This is a genomic window from Ramlibacter montanisoli, from assembly GCF_013087525.1.
GTDB classification, from domain to species: Bacteria; Pseudomonadota; Gammaproteobacteria; order Burkholderiales; family Burkholderiaceae_C; genus Ramlibacter; species Ramlibacter montanisoli.
Map to the genome: position 1 here is coordinate 1,290,621 of NZ_JABFCS010000001.1, position 16,886 is coordinate 1,307,506.

Annotated in this window: 16 protein-coding genes and 2 pseudogenes; 7 read left to right on the forward strand and 11 right to left on the reverse strand. The window is 70.1% G+C overall.

From position 1 onward, the window contains the following. Position 1: 1 nt before the first annotated feature. A complete protein-coding gene (locus HK415_RS26195; protein WP_309246606.1) occupies positions 2-1,024 on the forward strand; it encodes a 3-keto-disaccharide hydrolase in 1,023 nt (340 codons plus the stop codon). A 16-nt stretch (positions 1,025-1,040) separates the two neighbouring features. Here HK415_RS26195 and HK415_RS06625 read toward each other — a convergent pair whose 3' ends face one another. From HK415_RS06625 to HK415_RS06655, 8 genes and pseudogenes are all read right to left on the reverse strand, one after another. Beyond that, a complete protein-coding gene (locus tag HK415_RS06625; protein ID WP_171557520.1) occupies positions 1,041-1,616 on the reverse strand; it encodes a chromate transporter in 576 nt (191 codons plus the stop codon). Then, positions 1,613-2,200 (reverse strand): chromate transporter, encoded by a 588-nt coding sequence (locus tag HK415_RS06630; RefSeq protein ID WP_171557523.1) that lies wholly within the window; start codon positions 2,198-2,200, stop codon positions 1,613-1,615. Before HK415_RS06630 ends, HK415_RS06625 begins: the two co-directional genes overlap by 4 nt. Before the next feature lie 8 nt (positions 2,201-2,208). Further along, positions 2,209-3,120 carry a DMT family transporter gene (locus tag HK415_RS06635; RefSeq protein ID WP_309246810.1) on the reverse strand — a complete coding sequence of 304 codons (912 nt, stop codon included), beginning with the start codon at positions 3,118-3,120 and terminating at the stop codon, positions 2,209-2,211. Then, positions 3,102-3,674: a GNAT family N-acetyltransferase gene (locus tag HK415_RS26895; RefSeq protein ID WP_373684536.1), complete on the reverse strand. Its 573-nt coding sequence runs from the start codon at positions 3,672-3,674 to the stop codon at positions 3,102-3,104. Before HK415_RS26895 ends, HK415_RS06635 begins: the two co-directional genes overlap by 19 nt. Further along, positions 3,635-4,027: a MarR family winged helix-turn-helix transcriptional regulator gene (locus HK415_RS26900; protein ID WP_373684537.1), complete on the reverse strand. Its 393-nt coding sequence runs from the start codon at positions 4,025-4,027 to the stop codon at positions 3,635-3,637. Before HK415_RS26900 ends, HK415_RS26895 begins: the two co-directional genes overlap by 40 nt. A gap of 57 nt (positions 4,028-4,084) precedes the next feature. After that, positions 4,085-5,499 (reverse strand): annotated as a pseudogene (locus HK415_RS06645) (coniferyl aldehyde dehydrogenase). A gap of 1 nt (position 5,500) precedes the next feature. After that, complete coding sequence (locus HK415_RS06650) at positions 5,501-7,648, reverse strand: 3-hydroxyacyl-CoA dehydrogenase NAD-binding domain-containing protein (RefSeq protein WP_171557525.1); 2,148 nt, start codon at positions 7,646-7,648, stop codon at positions 5,501-5,503. Position 7,649: 1 nt separating this feature from the next. Then, positions 7,650-8,855 carry an acetyl-CoA C-acetyltransferase gene (locus HK415_RS06655; protein ID WP_171557527.1) on the reverse strand — a complete coding sequence of 402 codons (1,206 nt, stop codon included), beginning with the start codon at positions 8,853-8,855 and terminating at the stop codon, positions 7,650-7,652. 194 nt (positions 8,856-9,049) lie between these two features. On the opposite strand from HK415_RS06655, the gene HK415_RS24645 reads away from it, so the two are divergent. Genes HK415_RS24645 through HK415_RS06670 form a run of 4 tightly spaced genes read left to right on the forward strand, consistent with a single transcriptional unit; the run spans position 9,050 to position 14,197 of the window. After that, positions 9,050-11,896: a DUF6351 family protein gene (locus HK415_RS24645; RefSeq protein WP_309246607.1), complete on the forward strand. Its 2,847-nt coding sequence runs from the start codon at positions 9,050-9,052 to the stop codon at positions 11,894-11,896. After that, positions 11,896-12,561 (forward strand): dipeptidase, encoded by a 666-nt coding sequence (locus HK415_RS06660; RefSeq protein ID WP_507236459.1) that lies wholly within the window; start codon positions 11,896-11,898, stop codon positions 12,559-12,561. The genes HK415_RS24645 and HK415_RS06660 overlap by 1 nt, the downstream gene beginning before the upstream one ends. Further along, entirely contained in the window at positions 12,558-13,721 is a 1,164-nt protein-coding gene (locus HK415_RS06665; RefSeq protein ID WP_171557532.1) for an acyl-CoA dehydrogenase family protein, read from the forward strand. The genes HK415_RS06660 and HK415_RS06665 overlap by 4 nt, the downstream gene beginning before the upstream one ends. A 5-nt stretch (positions 13,722-13,726) precedes the next feature. Then, positions 13,727-14,197: a tellurite resistance TerB family protein gene (locus HK415_RS06670; RefSeq protein ID WP_171557534.1), complete on the forward strand. Its 471-nt coding sequence runs from the start codon at positions 13,727-13,729 to the stop codon at positions 14,195-14,197. A 7-nt stretch (positions 14,198-14,204) separates the two neighbouring features. Here HK415_RS06670 and HK415_RS06675 read toward each other — a convergent pair whose 3' ends face one another. Beyond that, complete coding sequence (locus tag HK415_RS06675; protein ID WP_171557536.1) at positions 14,205-14,714, reverse strand: GlcG/HbpS family heme-binding protein; 510 nt, start codon at positions 14,712-14,714, stop codon at positions 14,205-14,207. A gap of 169 nt (positions 14,715-14,883) precedes the next feature. Here HK415_RS06675 and HK415_RS06680 point away from each other — a divergent pair, with 169 nt between their 5' ends. Continuing rightward, positions 14,884-15,231: a GFA family protein gene (locus tag HK415_RS06680; protein WP_171557538.1), complete on the forward strand. Its 348-nt coding sequence runs from the start codon at positions 14,884-14,886 to the stop codon at positions 15,229-15,231. Between the two features lie 11 nt (positions 15,232-15,242). After that, positions 15,243-15,641, forward strand: a complete 399-nt coding sequence (locus tag HK415_RS06685) for a VOC family protein (protein WP_171557540.1) — start codon at positions 15,243-15,245, stop codon at positions 15,639-15,641. A gap of 49 nt (positions 15,642-15,690) precedes the next feature. On the opposite strand, the gene HK415_RS06690 is transcribed toward HK415_RS06685, so the two are convergent. Together HK415_RS06690 and HK415_RS06695 are read right to left on the reverse strand one after the other, a co-directional pair. After that, positions 15,691-16,215, reverse strand: coding sequence for a YXWGXW repeat-containing protein (locus HK415_RS06690; protein ID WP_171557542.1), 525 nt, complete (start codon positions 16,213-16,215; stop codon positions 15,691-15,693). Positions 16,216-16,609: 394 nt separating this feature from the next. Continuing rightward, positions 16,610-16,858, reverse strand: a pseudogene (locus HK415_RS06695) (J domain-containing protein); the annotation flags it as partial. Between the last annotated feature and the right edge of the window lie 28 nt (positions 16,859-16,886).

A 16,886-nucleotide genomic window follows, 5' to 3' on the forward strand; every position in this document is an offset into this window, starting at 1 on the left:
GATGCGCATTTCCCTCGCGCTGCCGGCCGCGCTGGCACTGGCATTGCTGGCCGGCTGCACCCAGGAGCAGCAGAATCAGTTCGGCCGCGGCGTGCAGAACTGGACCGGCACCAACGGCGTGCTGGAGATCTATGGCGGCGACAAGCTGGTGCGGCGCTTCATCCGCGTGGACAAGCTCAGTACCGCCATCGGCACCTCGGACAACGAGGCGCGCTCCTACCGCTATGGCTACGGCGTGCTGGACGAGAACCTGAACTTCGTCGCCGACGCCGGCGAGAAGAAGGTGTACTTCGAGGTGGGCGGCTACGGCAGCTACGTCTTCTTCGAGAACCCCGTTAAGTCCCTCCTTGCGCGCGGCGTGAAAGCCCCGCAAGATGGCCGTGCGCATGAGCCATGCGCGGACCGAGAAGGAGACAAGATGAAGAAACGCACTTCGGCGGCCCTGGCCGTCCTCGCCCTCGCGGGCGCGCTTTCCGGCTGCGCCGGGATGAGCAATCCGCTGTCCTTTGGCTGGACGCCCCTGGTGGACGGCACCCGCGGCATGGAGAACTTCAACTCCGTGGGCGGAGCCAACTGGGTGGCGGCGGAGGGTGCCATCCAGGCGTCCGGCGGCGGCAGCACGCCGGGTTACCTGGTGACGCGCAACTCGTACAAGGACTTCGTGATCCGCGCCGAGTTCTGGGCCAGCGACGACGCCAACAGCGGCATCTTCATGCGCTGCCAGAACCCGAACGTGATCACCGACGAGAGCTGCTACGAGGCCAACATCTTCGACACGCGGCCCGACCCGAGCTACGGCACCGGCGCCATCGTCAAGGTGGCCAAGCTCAATGGCCCGATGATCAAGGCCGGCGGCAAGTGGAACACCTTCGAGCTCACGGCCAAGGGCGACCACCTGGTGGTGGTGCTCAACGGCGTGAAGACGGTGGACGTGCGCGACAGCAAGTTCGCGCAGGGGCCGGTCGCGCTCCAGTGGGGCCGCGGCACCATCAAGTGGCGCAAGGTGGAGATCCGGCCGATCTAGCAGCCGGGCGCCTGGTTCAGATCCAGCCGAACCAGCCGAGCACGGCGCCCGCGCCCAGCAGCCAGAGCAGGTGGACGCGGGTGCGCCACACGATCAACGCCGCCACCGCCGTGACGGCCCACGCCGGCGCGTTGGACAGCGCATAGCCGTTGCCGGTGGCCAGGATCCAGCCGGTGGCCACCAGCAGCGCCACGACCAGCGGCGCCATGCCCTGCTTGAAGGCGCGCACCGCGCGCAGGTCGCTGTTGCGATGGCTCCACTGGGCGGTGAGGTACACCAGCACCGAGCTGGGAAGCATGATCCCGCCCAGGCACACCAGCATGCCGAGCAGCGCCGTCCCCAGGCCGCCGGCATTGAGGCCGACGTTCCATCCCATGAGCGCGGTGAACAGCACGTTGGGCCCCGGTGCCGCCTGCGCGATCGCGATCGAGGCGCTGAACTGCGGGTCGGTCAGCCAGGCCTTCTCCTGCACCAGGAAGCGGTGCATGTCGGGCGCCGTGGTGATGGCGCCGCCCACGCACAGCAGCGACAGCGCCAGGTAGTGCACCAGCAGCGACAGCCAGTCCGCCGCCTGCATCACGATCGGGTTCATGGCGCCAGCTTCCGGAACGCCGCCACGCAGCCGATGCCGCCGAGGGCGACCAGCACCCAGGCGAGCGGCAGCTTCAGCCAGGCAATGGCGACGAAGGAGGCGATGCCCAGCGCCGTGCACAGCGGCAGCCCCATCACGTTCCTGCGCAGCGCCGGCAGCAGCTTCAGGCCGGTGGCCGTGATCAGGCCCGCGGCCACGGCGCCCATGCCGCGCAGCGCGCCGGCCACATGGGGGTTGCTTGCGAACTGCGCGTACACCAGCGCCAGCGCCAGCACCACCAGCAGCGGGAAGGTGAGCATGCCGGCCAGCGCAGCCAGCGCACCGCGCAGGCCGAAGTAGCGCGCGCCGATCATGATGCCCAGGTTGATCACGTTGGGGCCCGGCATGATCTGCGCCACGGCCCATTCCTCGACGAACTCCTCCTTGGTCATCCAGCGCTTCTTCTCGACCAGTTCGCGCTGCACCACGGCGAGCACGCCGCCGAAGCCCTGCAGGGCCAGCACGGTGAAGGAGACGAAGAGGTCGGTGAGGGAATGCGGGCGCGCGGTCGGCGGCGCGGCCAGGGCATCGGACGGAGGCTGCATTGGCGCGATTATCCGGGCGCAGGCTGTCGTCTGGCCGGCGCTCCCCGGGTGGCCAGCCACAGGCCAAGGGCAATGAGGGCCACGCCCGCCAACACCAGCGGCGGCAGCGGCTCGCGCAGCAGCGCCGCGCCCAGCACCGCTGCGGTCACCGGGTTCAGCGCGAGGAACACGGTGACCCGCGTGGGCGACTCGTGCTTGAGCGCATACAGCCACCAGAAGTAGCCGACGCCGCTGGACACGCCGATGAAGGCAACCAGCGCCCAGGCCGCGGGGCGCAGGCTGCTGATCCGGAAAGGCCAGTCCTCGTGCAATGCGATGAGTGCGAGGAAGGCGACCGAGGCCAGCATCGCGAAGGCGGAGACCGGCACCGTCGGATACCGCTGCAGGTAGGGCCGGTACAGCACGCTGCACAGCGCACCGACCGCCGCCGAGGCCAGCACGGCCAGTTCGCCCCACCAGCCGCCGGCGTGGGCGGCCTGCAGCTTGGGCAGCAGCGACAGCATGACGCCGGCGATCGACACCAGCACGCCGGCCGCCAGCCGCGGCGTCACGTGCTCGCGCCCCAGCGCCGCGCCCAGCAGCAGCGTGAGCAGCGGGAACAGGCTGAAGATCATGGCCGCGGGCGCGGCGGGTACGGTCTGCAGTCCCCAGTTCAGCAGGGCGATCAGGATGCCGAACTGGCCGATCCCGAGTGCTGCCATCGCGGCGAGGTCGCGCGGCCGCAGCTGCGCGCGCACCGCGGCGAGCAGGGGCAGGGCGAAGGGCAGCAGGCAGAGGAAGCCGATCGCATAGCGCAGCATCGCCAGCGTCAGCGGCGGCACCTCCGCCACCACGAAGCGCGAGGCCACGATGGCCGCACCCACCTGCACGCCGGCGGCGGCCGCGGCGGCCAGGGCGCGGTTCAGAGCCTGCGCTCCCAGACCTCGCTCACCAGCTGCTGGCCGAAGGCCTCGTTCGGCTCGCTTTCCTTCAGTTCGAAGCCGCGCGCGGCGTAGATGGCGCGCGCCGCGGTGAGGTTGCTCTGGGTCCAGAGCATGATCCTGCGGTAGCCGGCCGCGCGCGCGAAGGCGATGCACTCGTCGGTCAGGCGTCCGCCCAGGCCCAGGCCGCGGCCCTCGGGGCGCACGATCAGCAGGCGCAGCTGGGCGACGGTGGCGCTCTTGCGCACGAGGAACACGCAGCCCGCGCGCTCGCCGTCGACCTCGGCGATCCAGGCCTTCTCGCGCTGCGGATCGAAGTCGCGGATGAATTTCGCCGCGATCTCGGCGACCAGCTGCTCGAAGGTCCAGTCGAAGCCGTATTCGCGCGCATAGAGCTCACCGTGCACCTGGACGACCCAGCCCATGTCGCCGGGCCGCGGCTCGCGCAGGACCACCTTGCGCTCGCCGGCGGCAGGGGGATCCAGCAGCCGGTGCACCGTGTCCAGCGCGGCGATCAGGCGCGGCCGCGCCGCCGGGGCGACCGTGGCCAGCAAGGCCGCCGTCTCGTCGCGCGACTTCTGCTGCAGGGGGCGAAGGTGGCGTAGCCCGCTTCCGTCAGGCGCAGCAGGTGCTGGCGCGCGTCGTGCGGCGCGGTCTCGCGCGCCACCCAGCCCTGGTCCTCGAAGCGCCGCAGGATGCGGCTGAGGTAGCCCGGGTCCAGTTCGAGGTCGCGCACCAGGTCGCGGGCGGTCAGTGGCGGCCGGTGCGCCAGCTCGTACAGGACGCGGACTTCGGTGAGCGTGAAATCGGTGTCCAGGTAGCGCTTGAGCACGCCGATGCGCTGCGTGTAGAAGCGGTTGAAGGCGCGGACGGCCTTCACCTGGGCTTTGGCGACCGGGGCGGGCATGCGCCAGTGTCCCCGGATTGGTTGCCGGAGTCAACGATCTGACGATGGCCGGCCCGGCTAGACCAGCCGCCGCAGCATGCGGATGATGCGTTCCGCGCGCGGGCCGTAGGGCGGGCGCAGCATGTCGTTGCCCGACCAGCGCGACTGCTCGAACACCGGCTTCTCCTTGGAGAACAGGCGGAAGCCGTACTCGCCGTGGTAGGCGCCGATGCCGCTGTCGCCCACGCCGCCGAAGGGCAGGTTGTCCTGCGCGATGTGCAGCAGCACGTCGTTGACGGTGACGCCACCGGAGAGGGTGCGCGTCAGCACGTCCTGCTGCCGCTCGCGGTCCTTGCCGAACCAGTAGAGGGCCAGCGGGCGCGGCCGGGCGTTGACGAAGTCGATCGCGTCCTGCGGAGCGTCGTAGGGCACCAGCGGCAGCAGCGGGCCGAAGATCTCCTCGCGCATCACCGCCATGTCGGGTTGGACGTCCAGCAGCAGGGAAGGCGCGAGCTTGCGGCCCTCCGGCCGGTCGTGTTCACCTTCCGGCGCGAGCCGCAGCACGCGCGCACCCCGCACCTCGGCGTCCTGTTCGAGTTGCTGCAGCCGCCCGTAGTGGCCCGCGTTGACGATGCTGGTGTAGTCCGGATTGCCGGCCAACCGCGGGTACATCCGCTGCACCGCCTGGCGGTAGGCCGCGACGAAGGCTTCGGTGCTGCCGCGCGGCAGCAGCACGTAGTCGGGTGCGATGCAGGTCTGGCCCGCATTGAACAGCTTGCCGGCGGCGATGCGCGCCGCGGCCTGCGCCACGTCCGCGCTCGGATCGACGATGGCCGGCGACTTGCCCCCGAGCTCCAGCGTGACCGGCACCAGGTTGGCGGCCGCCGCCAGCGCCACCTGGCGGCCGACGGCGGTGGAGCCGGTGAAGAACAGGTGGTCGAAGGGCTGGCGCACGAAGGCCTTGCCCACCTCGGCGTCGCCCAGCACCACGGCGCATTCCGAGGCGTCGAAGTGCCGCGCCACCAGTTCCGCCAGCAACGCCGAGAAGCCGGGCGTGATCTCGCTGGGCTTCACCAGCACGCGGTTGCCGGCGGCCAGCGCCGCGACCACCGGCCCCAGTGCCAGCTGCAGCGGATAGTTCCACGGGCTGACCACGCCCACCACGCCCACCGGCTGCGGCAGGATGCGGCTGGTGCCGGGCAGCGAGTGGAAGGAGGTCGGCACGCGCCGCGCCTTCATCCAGCGCTTGAGGTGCTTGCGCGTGTGCGCGATGCCGGCGAGCACGAAGAAGGTTTCGGCGATCGCCGTCTCGTGCAGCGAGCGGTTGCCGAAGTCCGCCGAGATCGCGGCGGCCATGCGCTCGCCGTCCTTTTCCAGCAGCGCGCGCAGGGCTGCAGGCGGTCCAGCCGCACGGCCAGCGTGGGGTAGGGCTCGCGTGCGAAGGCGGCACGCTGGGCGGCGAGCAGGCGGGACAGCGGATCGTCCCGTTCCATGTCAGTACCTCGGTTCGAAGCGCCGGATCGCGTCCTGCACCTGCGGCGAGACCACGAAGCCGGGGCCGTACTTGTCTGCCAGAACTTTCGCGCGCTGCAGGAACGCATCGATGCCGGTGCCGTAGATGAACTGCATGGCACCGCCGGTCCAGCCCGGGAAGCCGATGCCGAAGATGGAACCGACGTTGGCGTCGTGCACGCTGGTCAGCACGCCTTCGGCCAGGCAGCGCGCGGTCTCGACCGACTGGCGATAGAGCAGGCGGTCCTTCAGGTCCTGCATGTCCCAGGTGACACCCGGCTTGCCGAACAGCTTGCCCAGTTCGGGCCAGAGAACCTTCTTCGCGCCCTTTTCCTCGGGGTACTCGTAGAAGCCGCCGCCGGCCGCGCGCCCGTTGCGGTCGTGCTCCTTGACCATGCGCTCGACCAGCAGCTCGCCGGGCGTGGCGATGTAGGTCTGGCCTTCGGCGCGGTAGTCGGCGCGGGTCTGGTCCAGCACGTGCACCGACAGCGACAGCGCGGTCTCGTCCAGCACCGCCAGCGGCCCCACCGGCATCCCGGCCTGCAGGCCGGCCTGTTCCACCACCGGCGCGGGAATGCCCTCGCCGAGCATGGCGGCGCCTTCCATCACGAAGGTGCCGAAGACGCGGCTGGTGAAGAAGCCGCGCGCGTCGTTCACCACGATCGGGATCTTGCCGATGGCCTGCACGTAGTCGTAGGCGCGCGCCACGGTCTCGTCGTCGGTGGCCTTGCCGCGGATGATCTCCACCAGCTTCATCTTGTCCACCGGGCTGAAGAAGTGGATGCCGACGAATTTCTCCGGCCGCGCGCTGGCCTTGGCCAGGCCGGTGATCGGCAGCGTGGAGGTGTTGCTGGCGAAGAAGCCGCCCGGCGCCAGCATGCCCTCGGCCTCCTTGGTCACCCTGGCCTTGAGCTCGCGGTTCTCGAACACCGCCTCGATGATCAGCTCGCAGCCCTGCAGGTCCTTCGCGGACTCGGTGGGCGTGATGCGCGCCAGCAGCGCCTGCTGGTCCTGCGGGCTCATCCTGCCCTGGGCCACGCGCGGCTGCGTGATCTTCTCGCCGTAGGCCTTGCCGGCCTCGGCCTTGTCCTGCGAGACGTCCTTGAGCACGGTCGCGATGCCGCGGCTCGCCTGCGCGTAGGCGATGCCGCCGCCCATCATGCCGGCGCCCAGGATGCCGACCTTCTTCGGCTGGTACTTGCCTTCCCACTTCGGACGCGACTGGCCGGCCTTGATCGCGTTCAGGTTGAAGAAGAAGGTGTTGATCATGTTCTTCGCCACCGGCGACACGATCAGCTTGGCGAGGTAGCGCGTCTCGATCCGCAGCGCGGTGTCGTAGTCCACCAGCGCGCCTTCGACCATGACGGCCAGCGCGTACTCGGGCGCGGGGTAGAGGCCGCGCGTCTTCTGCTTGAGGGCGGCCGGCGCGACCGCCAGCATGCCGGCGATCTTCGGGTTGGCGGGCGTGCCGCCCGGCATGCGGTAGTCCTTGGCGTCCCAGGGCTGCTGCGGCTGCGGGTTGGCCGAGATCCAGGCCAGCGCCGCCGCGCGCAGCTGCGCGGCGTCCGGCACCAGCTCGTGCACCAGCCCGAGCTCCATGCCCTCGCGTGGCGAGAACAGCTTGCTCTCCAGGACGTAGGGCTGCGCGCCCAGCAGTCCCAGCAGGCGCGTCATCTTGGTGATGCCGGTGGCGCCGGGGATCAGGCCCAGCGTGATCTCGGGCAGGCCGAACTGGATCTTCGGGTTGTCGACGGCGACGCGGTGGTGCGCCGCCAGCGCCACTTCCCAGCCGCCACCGAGCGCCGCGCCATTGAGGCAGGCCACCACCGGCTTGCCCAGCGTCTCCAGCGTGCGGAAGTTCCTCTTGACCTGCTCGATCTCTCGGAACACCTGCGGCGCGTCTTGCGGCTTCAGCCGCATCGTGCCCTTGAGGTCGGCGCCGGCGAAGAAGGTGCCCTTGGCGGACGCGAGCACGATGCCGCGCAGCGCCTCCTTGTCCTTGACCACCTGCTGCACGGCCTCGGTCAGGTCGTGCTGCCACTGCTCGCACATGGTGTTGACCGGCGAGCCCGGCTCGTCGAAGGTGAGCGTTGCGATGCCCTCGGCCAGCTCGTAGCGGATCGTCTTCATCTCAGATCCTTTCCACGATGGTGGCGATGCCCATGCCGCCGCCCACGCACAAGGTGGCCAGCCCGTAGCGCAGCTTGCGCCGGTGCAGTTCGTCGATCAGCGTGTTGAGGATCATGGCGCCGGTGGCGCCCAGCGGATGGCCCATGGCGATCGCGCCGCCGTTGACGTTGACCTTGTCGTGCGGCACGCCCATCTCGCGCATGAACCGCATGGGCACCGCGGCGAAGGCCTCGTTGACCTCGAACAGGTCGATCTGGGCTATGGTCAGGCCGGCCTTGGCCAATGCCTTGCGCGCGGCCGGCATCGGCCCGGTGAGCATGATGGTGGGATCGTCGCCCGACAGGGCGGCGGCAACGATGCGCGCACGCGGCTTGAAGCCGTGTGCCTTGCCGGCGGACTCGCTGCCGATCAGCACGGCGGCCGCGCCGTCGACGATGCCGGACGAGTTGCCGGCATGGTGCACGTGCTGGATGCGCTCGACCTGCGGATAGCGGCTGATCGCCACCTGGTCGAAGCCCATCGCGCCGAGTTGCTCGAAGGCGGGCTTGAGCGAAGCCAGGCCCTCCATGGTGGTGTGCGGCTTGATGAACTCGTCCTGCGCCAGGATGGTCTGGTCCAGGAAGTCCTTCACCGGCACGACGCTGCCGGCGAAGAAGCCGCCTTCGCGCGCCTTGGCGGCACGCTTCTGCGATTCGAGCGCGAAGGCATCGACATCGTCGCGCGAGAAGCCTTCCAGGGTGGCGATCAGGTCGGCGCCTATGCCCTGCGGAACGAAGGCGGTGGCGGAGTTGGTCTCCGGGTCCTGCGCCCAGGCGCCGCCGTCGGAACCGATGGGCACGCGGCTCATGCTCTCGACGCCGCCGGCGACCACCAGGTCCTCCCAGCCGGAGCGCACCTTCTGCGCCGCCATGTTGACGGCTTCCAGGCCGGAAGCGCAGAAGCGGTTGAGCTGCACGCCGCTGCACCGCCAGTCCCAGCCCGCCTTGAGCGCCGCTACCTTGGCGATCACCGAACCCTGCTCGCCGATCGGCGAGACCACGCCCATCACGACGTCGTCGACCTGCGCGGTGTCGAAATCGTTGCGCCGCTGCAGTTCGGCCAGCACGCCGGCCAGCAGGTTCACCGGCTTCACCTCGTGCAGGCTGCCGTCCTTCTTGCCCTTGCCGCGCGGGGTGCGGATGGCGTCGTAAACGAAAGCTTCGGTCATCGCATGTCTCCTGGATCCGTCGCAGTATAGGCAGGCCGCCCCAATGGTCGCAGCCTGTAAGAGTTGCGCGCACGTGTTCGCTGCGCGTGTCGCGGAGGTGACCGCTTGGGGGTTTCTCGCATGCGCGCCGACTGCAAAGGCTCCTAGATTGGCGGCAGCCCGCCGCCCCGAGCGGGTCCCCCAAGGAGACAACCGTGCTTGCACCGATCACAGGGCCGCGCGCCAGCGCGCTGCGGCTGGTCCCCTGCGCGCTCGCAACCCTGCTGCTGGCCGCGTGCGGCGGCGGCGGAGGTGCCGGCGGCCCCGACGCCTCCTCCGCCCAGGCCGTCGGCATCCGCAACGACAACACGCCCTTCGCCATCCGCACGGTCAACAACCGGGCCGACCTGGTCAGTGGCGGGGACGCGCTGGTCGAGGTGACCGCGCCCCCGGGCACGGTGAACGCGGGCGTGCTGAAGATCACCCGCAACGGCGCCGACGTCACGGGCGCCTTCTCGCCGACGGGCAAGGGCACCGTCGTGGGCCTGGTCACGGGCCTGGCGAATGGCCAGAACCTGATCGAGGCCACCGTGCGCGGTGGCCCGGGTGCGCAGCTGGTGGTGACCAACGCGCCGCGTGAAGGCCCGGTGCTCTCGGGCGCGCACATCAAGCCCTTCTATTGCGCGACTCCGGCGCCGGTCCCCGGCGACGGAGTGACCACGCCCACGACGCTCGCGAGCGGCCTGTCGGGCCAGCCCGACGCGAACTGCAACATCCTGACCGAGACCAGGTTCTACTACCGCACCCACGTGCCCGCGGGAAGCACCGCCGGCACGTGCAGCACTGCCCTGCCGGAAGGCGCGCCGCCCGCCGGTCGATCCTTCTGCTGGCAGCCGTACACCGCCTCGGTCCCGGTGGCCGACATCGCCACCACGACCACCGACGCCGGCGTCACGGTTCCGCTGGTCGTGCGGCTGGAGCGCGGCACCATGAACCGCGGCATCTACGACATCGCGGTGCTGGTTTCCGACGCTGCGGCGCCCTGGACGGCCCTGGCGCCGCAAGCGGCGTGGAACCGCAAGGTGTACTACACCTTCGGCGCCAGCACCGGCCAGCCGCGCCGCCAGGCGCGGCCCGCCACCAACTGGTCGATCCAGGAAGTGCAGCTGCGCCGCGGCTACCTGGTCGTGCAGAACAGCATGACGGACTCCGCGCGCAACTCCAACCGCGTGCTGATGTCCGAGACGGTGATGATGATGAAGGAGCACATCGCCGACACCTACGGAGCCATCACGTACACGCTGGGCACCGGCTGTTCGGGCGGTTCGATCAACTCGAACATGAACGCGTCGATCAACCCGGGCCTGCTGGACGGCATCATCACGTCCTGCACCTATCCGGATTCGGAGACGACCTCCATGGAGGTGGGCGACTGCACGCTGCTGGTGGATGCCTACCAGAAGATGCGCGCCACGCCGCTGTGGAGCGGCCTCGCCCAATCGGTGGTGGACGCCAAGAAGGCGGCCATCAACGGCCACGTGGATCCCTCGGCCTGCCACGCCTGGTTCAACGCCTTCGGCAACAACGGCAAGGCCGGCGTGTACCTGCCGCGCCTGGTGGGCCCGACCGGCCAGACCTTCGTTTCCGGCGGCCCCACCAACAACTGCGAGCTGCCCAACAGTGCGGTCTACGACCCGGCCAACCCGGGCGCCACGGCCAACCTGCCGCGCTGCAACGCGTGGTCCTGGGGCGAGTCCATCTGGGGCAAGTCGCCCAATGGCGTGGCCGCCAACGACACGCGCGACAACGAGGGCGTGCAGTACGGCCTGAAGGCGCTGCGGGACGGCAGGATCACGGCCGAGGAGTTCGTGGCGGTCAACGAGCTGATCGGCGGCAGCGACCGCGACTCCACCCCGCGCGCGGCCCGCAGCACCGCCGATGCGCCGGCGCTGGACATCGCCTACCGCTCCGGCATCGTCGCTTCCGGCAAGCAGCTGGCCAAGACGGCGATCATCGACCTGCGCGGCTGGGACGACTCCAACATCACGCTGCCGCCGGGCGTCGCGCCCAGCTCCATCCCGATCCACCACCAGTGGTTCAGCTTCGCGGTGCGCGACCGCATCGTGCGCGACGAGGGCGATGCCGGCAACCAGGCGCTGTGGCGCTTCGCGAACACGGGCCTGCTGCCGTCCGCGGCCCTGTTCACGGAGGCCTTCCTGGCCATGGACCAGTGGCTGCTGGCGCTGGCGGCGGACACCTCGGAGGGCACGATCGCGCAGAAGGTGCGCGCCACGCGCCCGGCCGGCACGCAGGACTTCTGCTTCCTGACCGGCGACGGCACCAACAAGACCTTCGATGCGGCCTTGTGCGACGCCGACCCGTTCCTGAAGCCCTCGCTGTCGCCCCGTCAGGTCGCCGGCGGCCCGCGCGCCGAGGACGTCCTCAAGTGCCAGCGCAAGCCGCTGGCTGCCGCGGACTACCCGCCCGGCACCTTCAGCGCCGACCAGTGGACCCGGCTGCAGGCGGTGTTCGCCACCGGTGTCTGCGACTGGAGCAAGCCCGGGCGTCGGCCAGCAGCCTGCTGTGAGCCCGCTCACGTTCAGGGCCGGTCCCGGCGGCCAGCCCTTGCCGGCCGCGCCCGTGTCCGCGAAGAAGTGAACGCCGGGATAGCCCGCCGCCGCTTCGCTCTCTGGGCCGCGGCGGCGCTCTCGTGTCCCTCCCTCGCGCTGCGCGCCAGCCCGCGCTGCCGCGTCCCTACATCGGCGACATGCACTCGCACGCCGGCATGCTGGCGCGCGGCGCGCCCACCATCGACCTGCGCCGCCAGCTGGAGGACTCCGGCACCACGCTGCTCGCCTGGACGATCGTGGACGACATGCCCTGGATCCGGGCCACGCCGCAGGGCGTCGTGCAGGTCGGCCAGCCCGCGCCCGGGGAGATCTGGGACTGGTTCGAGCGCAGCGTCGCGCGCTACGAGGAGGCGCTGCGCGGCTGGCAGCTGCCCAAGGTGCTGGTGCCGGCCGACGTCGATGCCGCGCTGGCCGGCACGCCGCACGTGGTGATGGCCAGCGAATCGGCGAACTTCCTGGAAGGCGACCCGCGGCGGCTGGCGCAGGTGCACGCCATGGGCCTGCGGCACCTGCAGATCGTGCACTACATCGAGTCGCCGCTCGGGGACCTGCAGACGACGGCGCCGCGGCACAACGGCATGCCGGCGCTGGCGCGCGAGGTCATTTCGGAATGCCGGCGCCTGGGCATCCTGGTGGACCTCGCGCATTCCACGCCCGCCTTCGTGGATGCCGCGCTGGACTCCACCGATGCGCCCGTGGTCTGGTCGCACTCCTGGATCAGCCGCCGCGGCGGCCGCTGGAACGACTGGGGCTACATCGCGCGCTCGCTGTCGCCCGAGCAGGCGAGGAAGATCGCGGCGCGCGGCGGCGTGATCGGCCTGTGGACCGTGCGCGTGCGCAACGACTCCTCCTATCCCCTGTACAGCGTGGGCTCCTATGCCGACGAGATCATGCGCATGGCGGACCTGGTGGGTCCGCAGGCCGTGGCCTTCGGCACCGACATGGACGGCGCGGGACGCGACCCGGTGATGTCGCGCTACGAGCAGGTGCGCGAGGTCGTGGAGCAGCTCGCGCGGCGCGGCCTGTCGGCGGACACGCTGCACAATCTGTGCATCGGCAACTACGCCCGCGTCCTGCGGAAGGCCCTCCAAGCATGATCGAACGCACCCTGTTCAGTCCCGACCACGACGCCTTCCGCGATGCCTTCCGCCGCTTCGCCGACAAGGAAATCGCGCCCTTCCACGAAGCGTGGGAGGAGGCCGGCTACGTGGACCGCGAGGTCTGGCGCAAGGCCGGCGCCAACGGCTACCTGTGCCCCACGATGCCGGAGGAATACGGCGGCGCGGGCGTGGACAAGCTCTACTCGGTGATCCAGATGGAGGAGCTCGCGCGCGGCGGCTTCAGCGGCATCGGATTCGGCCTGCACAGCGAGATCGTGGCACCGTACATCCTGCATTACGGGACCGAGGACCAGAAGCGGCGCTACCTGCCGAAGCTCGCCAGTGGAGAGATGGTCGGCGCGATCGCGATGAGCGAGCCGGCCGCGGGCAGCGACCTGCAGGGCATCAAGAGCACGGCGCTGCGCCAGGCCGACGGCAGCTACCTGCTCAATGGCAGCAAGACCTTCATCACCAACGGCTGGCATGCGGACCTGGTGATCGTGGTGGCCAAGACCGATCCGGCGGCCGGCGCCAAGGGCACCAGCCTGCTGCTGGTGGAGCAGGGCATGACGGGCTTCGAGAAGGGCAAGCGCCTGAAGAAGCTGGGCCTGAAGGCGCAGGACACCTCCGAGCTGTTCTTCGACAACGTGCGCGTGCCGGCGGAGAACCTGCTGGGCGGCGACGCGATGGTCAACCGCGGCTTCGTGTGCCTGATGGAGCAGCTGCCCTGGGAGCGCATCCAGATCGCCATCACCGCGGTCGCGGCGGCGCAGGCGGCGATCGACTGGACGGTGCAGTACGTCAAGGACAGGCGCGTCTTCGGCCAGCCCGTGGCGGCCTTCCAGAACACGCGCTACAAGCTCGCCGAGCTGCAGACCGAAGTGCAGGTGGCCCGCGTGTTCGTCGACAAGTGCCTGGAGCTGGTGCTGCAGGACAAGCTGGACACCGCGACCGCCAGCATGGCCAAGTACTGGACCTCCGACCTGCAGTGCAAGGTGATGGACGAATGCGTCCAGCTGCACGGCGGCTACGGCTACATGTGGGAGTACCCGATCACGCGCGCCTATGCCGACGCTCGGGTGCAGCGCATCTACGGCGGCACCAACGAGATCATGAAGGAAGTGATCACCCGGGCCATGGGGCTGGGCGCAAAATAGCCTTCATGCTCCGCGCCCTGAAAGACCTGTTCGATTCCTTTTCCTCACCTTCCCCGGCGACGCCGGCCCAGCAGGAGCACGAGCTGCAGCTGGCCTGCGCCGTGCTGCTGGTGGAGGTGATGCGCGCCGAGCCGGACGTGCCGCCGGCCGAGCGCGAGGCCGTGCTGGCCGGCCTGCGGCGCAAGTTCACGCTGCAGCCGGACGAGCTGGACCGCCTGATGGAGCTGGCCGACGAGAAGGCCCGCTCGGCCAACGATTTCTTCGCCTTCACCTCGACGCTCAACGCGCGCTTCGGCCAGGAGCAGAAGGTGCGCATCGTCGAGTTCATGTGGCAGGTGGCCTATGCCGACGGCGACATCGACGAACACGAGAACCACCTGATCTCCAAGGTGGCCGGCCTGCTGCACGTGACCCACGGCGAATACATCGCCGCCAAGCTGCACGCGAAGCAGGCCGCGGGGCAGGGCGCTCCGTAAGCCGGGCTCAGCGGCCGAGCGCGCCCACGGCGGCGCGCGCCACCTCGCCGTCCTGTTCGGCGCTGCCGCCGGACACGCCGATGCCGCCGATGATGCGGCCATCCACCACCAGCGGCAGGCCGCCTTCGACCGCGCTGGCCCCGCGCAGCGTCAGGATGCGCAGGCCCGCGCCGCCGCCGGCGACGGCGTCCTGGAACACCTTGGTCGGGCGGCGGAACATGGCCGCCGACATGGCCTTGTCCTGGGCGACGGCCACGCTGCCGGTCTGCGTGTTGTCCATGCGTTCGAAGGCCACCAGCAAGCCGGCGGTGTCCACCACGGCGACGGCCATGGGGATGTTCAGCCGGCGCGCATCGGCGATCGCGGCGGCCAGCGCGCGGCGCGCCTGCTCGTAGTTGACGTTGGCGCCGTACTGCGGGACGGCCGGGGCCGCGGGCGCCTGCGCCTGCGCGGGAAGCGCGGCGCCCAGAAGGGCAGCGGTGGCAAGCAGGCTGGACAGGGCGGGACGCAGGTTCATGGGAACTCCTGGTTGGTGGAAGCCATCAGTGGCCGGGCACGCTAGCACCCGGTGCGCCGTCCGGCAACGCGCCCTTGGGATGAGGAATAAACAGGTGGCGGCCAGCACGCAGCCTGGCAGGCCGGCGCCCTAGACTAGGAGGTCCGGCCAGTCATCAACAGGAGGGCTCATGCTCTATCGCGGCAGCTGCCACTGCGGAAGGATCCGCTTCGAGGTGGAAGGAGAAGTCGACAGCGGCCTGGCCTGCAACTGCTCGATCTGTTCGCGCAAGGGCTCGCTCCTGTGGTTCGTGGCGCGCGAGAAGCTGCGGCTGCTGACACCGGAGGATGCCGCGTCCACCTACCTGTTCAACAAGCACGTGATCCGGCACCGCTTCTGCCCCACCTGCGGCATCCATCCCTACGGGGAAGGCCCCGGTCCCGGGGGCGCCCAGATGGCGGCCATCAACCTGCGGACGCTGGAGGACTTCGACCTCGCCGGCGTCCCCGTGAAGCACTTCGACGGCAAGTCGCTCTGAAGGAGTCCGCCATGAACCCAGTCGTGCACTTCGAGATGCCTTACGACGACCGCGAGCGCATCGCCCGCTTCTACCGGCAGGCCTTCCAGTGGAAGCTGGAGATGCTCGGGCCGGAAATGGGCAACTACGTGCTCGCCACCACCGTGGCGGAGGACACGCGGCCCGACGCGCCGCGCGGCGGCATCAACGGCGGCTTCTTCCCGCGCTCTCCCGACATGCCGGGGCAGCATCCGTCCGTGGTGATCGGTGTGCAGGACATCGCTGCGGCCATGAAGGCCGTGAACGCCGCGGGCGGCGAAGTGCTGGGCACGCCGATGCAGATCCCCGGCGTCGGGCAGTACGTGGCCTTCTACGACACCGAGCGCAACCGCCTCAGCATGCTCCAGCCGGACCGGGCAGGCGGCCGCTGAGGCCTGAAAAATGAAGGGCCCTCGCAAGGGCCCTCGGGTGGAAACCGCGTCAGCTGCGGTTGCGGTTGTTCGGGAACTCGTCCCGCCAGTTGGCCACCCCGTCGCCGTCGCGGTCGTCGTCGTCCGCGTTGCGGATGCCGTCGTGGTCCATGTCGCCGTTCGGGCCGCGGTTCATGCGGCGGTCATTGGAGCCGAAGCGGTCGGTGGCGACCCAGGTGCCGCCCACGAGGGCCCAGGAGCCGTCGGCGCGCTGTTGCCAGTGCGCCGGCTGCCAGGCGTAGCCTTCCCGCATCTCCAGCCAGTTCCCGCTTTGCCAGACGTACTGGTTGCCGTTCCATACGTAGTGGCCCGGGGTCCAGATGTAGCCGGCACGCGGGGCCGGGGCCGCTTCGAAGATCGGGGCCGGCGGCGCGGGCTGCACGAACACGTGCTGCGGATGGCCGTACGGATAGGGCTGGACCACGGCGCCGGGATGGGCGCCCGCGACCACGGCCGGGACGGCCTGTGCGATGGAAGCGATGCCCATCAGCGAACCTGCGGCAAGCGCGGCAGCGATCAGGTTTTTTCGGTTCATGTGCGTTCTCCTTGTCGATCGATAGGGACAAGGTGCGGCCGCGCCGGGCGCGCGGACATAGGACCCGCGCGGGTCTGCTCGTCAGCGAAGTCTGGCTAGCGGCAAGCGCGCGCCGCGGATCAGGTGCGCGGCTGGCAGGACCGCGGGCCGGCCACGGCGGCGGTGGCCTGGCAGGGCTGGGGCCGGGGGCAGCAGCCGTGCGCGCCGGCATCACGGTGAGGTAGAGGGCCGTGGCGACGGTGCCGATGGCGACGACCGTGGTGCCGAACAGCAGGTACCACGGCCAGCTGGTGGCGGGATGCAGGTAGCCCCACACGTCCTTGGGCAGGGCGGGCGCCGGCGGCAGGGGACGGCTCAGGCGCTCGGCGCGGCGGATCCACAGGTCGTGCTCGGCGCGCCGGTGCGCATCGGACAGCACCTCGTAGGCCGCGTTGATGGCCGTCATCGCGCGCACCGCGTTCACGTTGCCGGGCATCTTGTCCGGGTGGTACTTCTGCGCCAGCTTGCGGTAGGCGGCACGCACGCGCTCGGGCGTCGCATCGCGCTCGACCTGCAGCACGTCGTAGTAGGTGGGCATGGACTCGGCCATCGCTACGATTTTCATAGCTTCGTCGGTCGCGCGTCCAGCAAAAGCGTCTCTCATTGGGGAAGATGTGGGTTCGCTGCTACAA